2 protein-coding genes are annotated in these 6,179 nt (G+C 63.2%); both read right to left on the reverse strand.

What is annotated here, in order from left to right:
* A partial coding sequence (locus EN906_RS19450; RefSeq protein ID WP_127375311.1) for a filamentous hemagglutinin N-terminal domain-containing protein occupies positions 1 to 3,012 on the reverse strand: 3,012 nt, incomplete at its 3' end.
* A gap of 6 nt (positions 3,013 to 3,018) precedes the next feature.
* Positions 3,019 to 6,179, reverse strand: a 3,161-nt coding sequence (locus EN906_RS19455) for an MBG domain-containing protein (RefSeq protein ID WP_281060450.1), incomplete at its 5' end; no start/stop codon positions are given.

Raw genomic sequence — 6,179 nt, forward strand, 5'->3', positions numbered from 1 at the left:
GCCGACAGAGGTTGACCCAATAGCCGCGCTATAGGCGCTGCTCAGCGTCGATAGCGAAGCGATCGAGCCATCCGTCTCGTCGAGCCGCCAGTCGCCATAGACGTTGAGGTTCGAGACATTGCTGCCGGACAGGCCGGTCCGGAAGGTCACGCTATTCTTGGCGCCCGAGTCCGCTTCGGCAACGGTGTAAGCGAGCACCGAGTTCGAGACCGCGCCCGCCGGCAGAGCGAGATAGTAGTAGCCGTTGACGCCGGTCGAGACTGTGCCGAGGTTTACGCCGCCGGAGACGACGGACACCAGCCCGGGATTCTTTGTGTAATAGGGCTGGCCGGTACCGGAAATCAGCGGCGTGTTGCCGGCATCCTTGTAGGCAATTCCGGAGATCGCCTGGACGCCATTGGGGTAGAAGCTCTTCAGATAGGGATAGAGGCCGCCAGTCCCGCCGCCAAAGGCGGCACTCAGTCCGTTGGCGCCGCCATTCTGGAAGCTGGAGGTCGACAGGCCGACGACATTGACATTGGGGCCGGTGGTGCCGCCGCCGATCGCAGGCTTGGCGATGGATGTGGTATTGTAGGGGCCTGATGTCGAAGTGTCGTACGCGCCCGTGACCACGCCGTCGTAAAGGTTGTTGCCGATGAACGCGCCGACATTCCATCCGCCGCTGACCGCGCCGGTCGAATAGCTGTCGGTTATCCTGCCGCCCTCGCCGACCCCCGAGTAGCCATAATTCGATCCGACGAGGCCGCCGACGGCCGCGCCGCCGCTGCCGATATCGACAGCGCCCATGGCATAGACGCGATCGATGGTGCCGAAATTATTGAAGCCTACCGCGCCGCCGGCGGTGTTAGTATCGCGAGCATTGACGACCACCGTCGAGAAGCTGTCGGAGAGCGCGCCGTCGTTCTCGCCGATCAGACCACCTGAGGCGGACCCGTATTGTGTGGTGAACAGCTGACCAGTCGAATAACTCTGGGCCACCGTGCCGGCATTGAACCCAGCGATCCCGCCGAGGGTCCTGAACCCCCGGACCGTCACATTGGTGACGCCGACATTCTGAACCAGGCCGCCCGCGCCGATATAGCCGAACAGGCCGACATATTGGGCAGCGGACTGCGTCACCGACAGGCTGTCGACGGTGTGGCCTAGCCCGTCGAACGAGCCGGTGAAGCCATTGCCGCCGTTCTGGATGTTGCTGTTGCCGTCGGTGCCCAGTGATATGAAGCCGAGACCGCTATTCCAGCTGGACGTGGTGCTGGCATCGATATTCTTGGCCAGCGCATAGCTCCCGGTGAGCCCGCTGTTGATCGCCTGCAGGCCGTTGACATCGTAGATCAGCGTGTAGCTCTGGCCGTCGATCGACAGCGCCTGCGCTCCCGGCGTGCCGGTGAAGGTCGCCGATGCACCCAAGGCATAGGAGATCGTGCCGCCGGTACCGCCATTGTTGGTGACCAGCGTCAACCCGCCGCCGCCGCCGATCGTGGCGTTCGCATTGAAGACGATCGAATGAGAGGCGCTGAGCGTCAGCGTGTTGGTGTTCCAGCTGATCGGCGCGGCAATGGTGATGTCGCCAGCCTGCGAACCGCCGCTGCCGGTTGAGATGGTGACGTTTGCGGTTGCGAGAAGGTTCTGCAGCGTGGTGACGTTGATGACGCTGTCATTGGTGTTGGCGGACATGCTGCCGCCGGTGTTGCCGGCAGCGTTGGAGATGGTGACGTTGTAGGGGTCGAGCAGAAGGTCGCCGGTATCGCCGAAGCGGGCGCGCAGATCGACCTCACCGGTGAAGTCGAGGCGCTGCTTGCCGGACACTTCCGCGAAGCCGCCATTGCCGCCGTCATCGCCACCACGTGCGGAAATCTTGCCCGCGAACTTTGTCTGCTCGTCGGACCAGACGATGACCGTGCCGCCATCGCCGGTGCCGGTCGCATCGGCGCTGATTGTCGTCTTCGCATCGATCTCGGTTGTGACCGCGTGCTGGAGCGTGCCAGAACCTTGCTTGTCGCCGCCGATCTTGACCGTGCCGCCGCCATTCTTGCCCGAGGCATCGACCTTGGCGGCCTTGAGCTTCAGTTTGCGGCCGGTGACCGTGACCTTGCCGCCCTTGCCGCCGGCCTTGGCCGAAGCATCGAGCGTGCCGGTGATTTCGACCGAGCCTTCATCACCACCAAGCACGATGGCGCCGGATTGACCTGACACCGTGCGTGCCTCGATGACACCGGACATGTTGACGGCCTGGCGTGCTGCATTGCGCACCGCCGCCGCCTTGAGTTCGACCAGTCCGCCATCGGCACTGATACGTCCGGAATTGCTGACCAGCGCATTGCTGCCATCAGCCCTGGTCGGCACGGAGACCTGCAAGAAGCCGTCGCCGGACAGATCGAGCGCCGCCTTCTCGCCCGAGCCGAGCCCGACCTTGCCGAGCGGCACGGTGATCGAGCCGGCATTGTCGACGCTGCCACCGATCAATGCGGCATAGCCGCCACGCCCGATGCTGATGGCACCCTGGTTGGCGACGGCAGCGGAAGCTCCATTGCCTTCGAACTCCAGCTTTCCGGCCTCAAAATCCTCGTCGCTGATGCCCAGCGAGGAGCCGACGAAACCGGCGGCACTGACCTTGCCGGTCTTGGAGATGGCAATGCCGTTGGGATTGACCAGGAACACCTGGCCATTGGCGTTGAGCTGGCCCGATATGGTCGATTTAGTGCCACCGGTGACGCGGTTCAGCATCGTTGCCGAGGATGATGGCTGGTCGATAGTGACTGTCGCGCCGGCGCCGATGGAAAAACTCTGCCAGTTGACGATCGCCGAACTGGTCGACTGCCTGATGGTCAGTTGCGACGACGATGGATGGGCGATGGTGACACCGCCGGACGCGACGCTGCCGCCTGTCGGCAGTTCCTGTGCTCGCGCCGACGTGAAACCGACAAGTGCCGTCGACGTCAAAAGCAGCGCCATCAACGGCGCGCCGGTGCGGTTAAGGTGCCGCCGTGAGAGGGTTTGGCGCTGCGCGGTCATGTCTTCCTACCGGATCGAGGCAACGCTGCAGACGGAAGCTGCGTCCGCCACGCCCTGGCAGAAGGCGGGGCCATCAAGCCGCGGGTCTTCAACCAGCGTTTGCGCATCGCCAGCCACCGGCTGTCCGGTGAAGAAAACCGGAGCCGGCCCGCCAGCAGCATGAGCATCGGCGTTGTACGCGACCGTGCTGGCTGCATCCGGTGCCGGCACGGTGTTGGGCGGCGAGACCACCAGATCGGCACCGACATAGGTCAGTTCATAGTTGGCCGAGAGGGTCAGGCTTCCCTGTTCGATGGCGTAGTTGCCAGGAGGGCTAGCGTGTGTCGCCCCAGTCGAGAGCGCGCCAAGAAACGTATCCCCGTTGACCAACCCCAGACCGCCGATCGAATAGGTGAGTGGCGGATTGGGCATGCCCTGCGGCCGGCTCTGCGCATCCGCCACTATGGTGATCGCCCGCTTGCCGATGCTGAAGTCGGCACCGGCATAGCTGATCTCGTAGTTCGAATTGGCGCTGTCGGTAAGCGTGCCCTGGCCGATCGCGTAAGCTCCGGCGTTCTCTCCCAAAACGCGATCGAGAGCGCCGACCAATCCCACACCACTGCCGAGATCGGTGCTGGTGTAGCCATAGGAGGACGGGTCGGCATCGCCGTAGATCTTGCCCTGGCCCGAATTGGCCGTGACGGTCACGACACGCCTGCCGATGCTGAAATCGGCGCCGACATAGCTGATGTCGTAGTTCGAATTGGCCGCATTGGCGAGTGTGCCCTGCCCGATCTGATAGGCGCCGACATCTTCGCCGGGAGTGCGGTGGAGAGCGCCAACCAGCGCCGCACCACTGCCGAGATCGGTGAAGGTGTAGCCATAGGACGACGGATCGGCATTGCCGTAGGTCTTGCCCTGGCCCGAGCTGGCAGTGACGGTCACGAATCGCTTGCCGATGCTGAAACCGGCGCCGACATAGGTGATGTCGTAGTTGGCGTTGGCCGCATCGGTGAGGGTGCCGCGGCCAATGGCATAGGTCCCGACATTCTCGCCCTCGGCGCGATCAAGCGTGCCGGTCAGCGCTGCGCCGCTGCCGAGATCGGATACTCCGTAGCCGTAAGACAGCGGATCTCCGTCCCCGTAGATCTTGCTCTGGCCCGCATCGGCCGTCACCGTGATCGCGCGCTGCGTCACCGAAAGATCCGCGCCGATATAGCTGATGGCGTAATTTCCGTTGGCAAGCGTGCCTTGGGTGATGCTGTAGCCGCCGACATCGGATGATGCTGCGGCGGTCCTTGCCAACGCACCACTCAGGCTGTCGCCATTGGCGAAATCGCCCGAGGTCAGTTGATAGGTCAGCGTTGGATTGTCATCGCCATAGACACGGCTCTTGGCATCGGCCGTCACCGTAATCGCGCGCGGCGTCACTGACAGGTTTCCGCCGACATAGCTGATCGCGTAGTTGCTGTTGGCGAGCGTGCCCTGCGTGATGCCGTAGCTGCCGACATCGGATGCTGTCGTTGCCGAGGTCGCCAGCGCACCGTTCAGGCTGTCGCCATTGACGAAATTGCCTGCGGTCAGCTGATAGGTCAACGCCGGGTTGGCATCGCCATAAACACGGCTCTTGGCATCGGCCGTCACCGTGATCGCCCGTTTCGTCACCGCCAGATTGGCGCCGGCATAGCTGATCGCATAGTTGCTGTTGGCGAGTGTGCCTTGCGTAATGCTGTAACTGCCGACACCAGATGCTGTCGTGGCCGCTGTTGCGAGCGCGCCGCTCAGGCTGTCGCCATTGACGAAATTGCCCGTGGTCAGCTGATAGGTCAGCGCTGGGTTGGCATCGCCATAGATGCGGCTCTTGGCATCGGCTGTCACCGTGATGGCGCGCTTCGCCACCGACAGATTGGCGCCGACATAGGTGATCGCATAGTTGCCGTTGGCGAGTGTGCCTTGCGTGATGCCGTAGCTGCCGACACTGGATGCCGTCGTAGTTGTTGTTGCCAATGCACCGCTCAGGCTGTCCCCATTGACGAAATTGCCTGATGTCAGCTGATAGGTCAGCGCCGGATTGGCATCGCCATAGGCACGGCTCTTGGCATTCGCCGTCACCGTGATCGCGCGCGGCGTCACCGACAAATTGGCGCCGGCGTAGGTGATCGCATAATTGTTGTTGTTGAGCGTACCCTGCGTGACGCCATAGCTGCCGACACCGGATGCCGTGGTCGCCGATGTCGTCAGCGAACCGCCCAAGCTGTCGCCATTGACAAAACTGCCTGATGTCAGCTGGTAGGTCAGCGACGGATTGGCGTTGCCATAGATACGGCTCTTGGCATCGGCCGTGATCGTGATCGCGCGCTTGGCGATGGCGAAACTGCCGCCGACATAGGTGATGTCGTAGTTCGAATTGTTAGCGTTGGTGATGCTGTTCTGGTTGATGGCGTAAGTGCCGGCACTGTTCCCGGCCGTGCGGTTGAGGGTGCCGACCAGAGCCACGCCGGCGCCGAGATCCGAAACGGTGTACGCATAGGATGACGGATTCGCATCGCCATAGATCTTGCTCTGGCCCGGCGTTACCGTCACCGTTACCGCGCGTTTGCCGATGGTGAGCAGGCCGGTGCTGCTGTAGGCGAAGCCATAGCCGCTCAACGCCGCGAGATTGCCGGCGCCGACGGTGATTGCATAGGATCCTGCTCCGACCTGTGTATTGCCCGGCGGGTTGACGGACGTGACGCTTGGGCCGCCGCTGAAGGTCGTGGCGGCGGTGTCGCCGAGATAGGCGCCGACCGCGCCCGCCTGATAGCCCGCCACTGAATAGGTCACTGCCGGCAGGGCGGTGTCGCCGTAGGTTTTGGTCGCGCTGTTGGACGTAAACGTCAGTGTCGGCTGATAGGCGAAGACATAGCGGTTGCCCGTCGCGCTCACCGCCCCGCCGGCGGTCGTGTTCCAGATGGCGGTGTTGCCGCTGTCGAGATTGCCGAAATTGTTGCCGGTGGGAGCTGCCGTATAGACCAGCCAGCGTCCGCTGGTGGCGGTGACGGCATCGCTGCCGCGACTGTTGATGAATTGTCCTGCGGCTGAGAGCACCGGATCCGTTCCGCTGATCGTCGCACTTGCCGCGATGGTCAGATTGCCCGCCGTCTGAAGCCTTACCGAACCGGTGGTGTTCACCCCGGTCGCCGTAACCC

Origin of the sequence: Mesorhizobium sp. M7A.F.Ca.CA.004.06.1.1 (assembly GCF_003999135.1) — a bacterium.
In the GTDB taxonomy this organism is placed as follows: domain Bacteria; phylum Pseudomonadota; class Alphaproteobacteria; order Rhizobiales; family Rhizobiaceae; genus Mesorhizobium.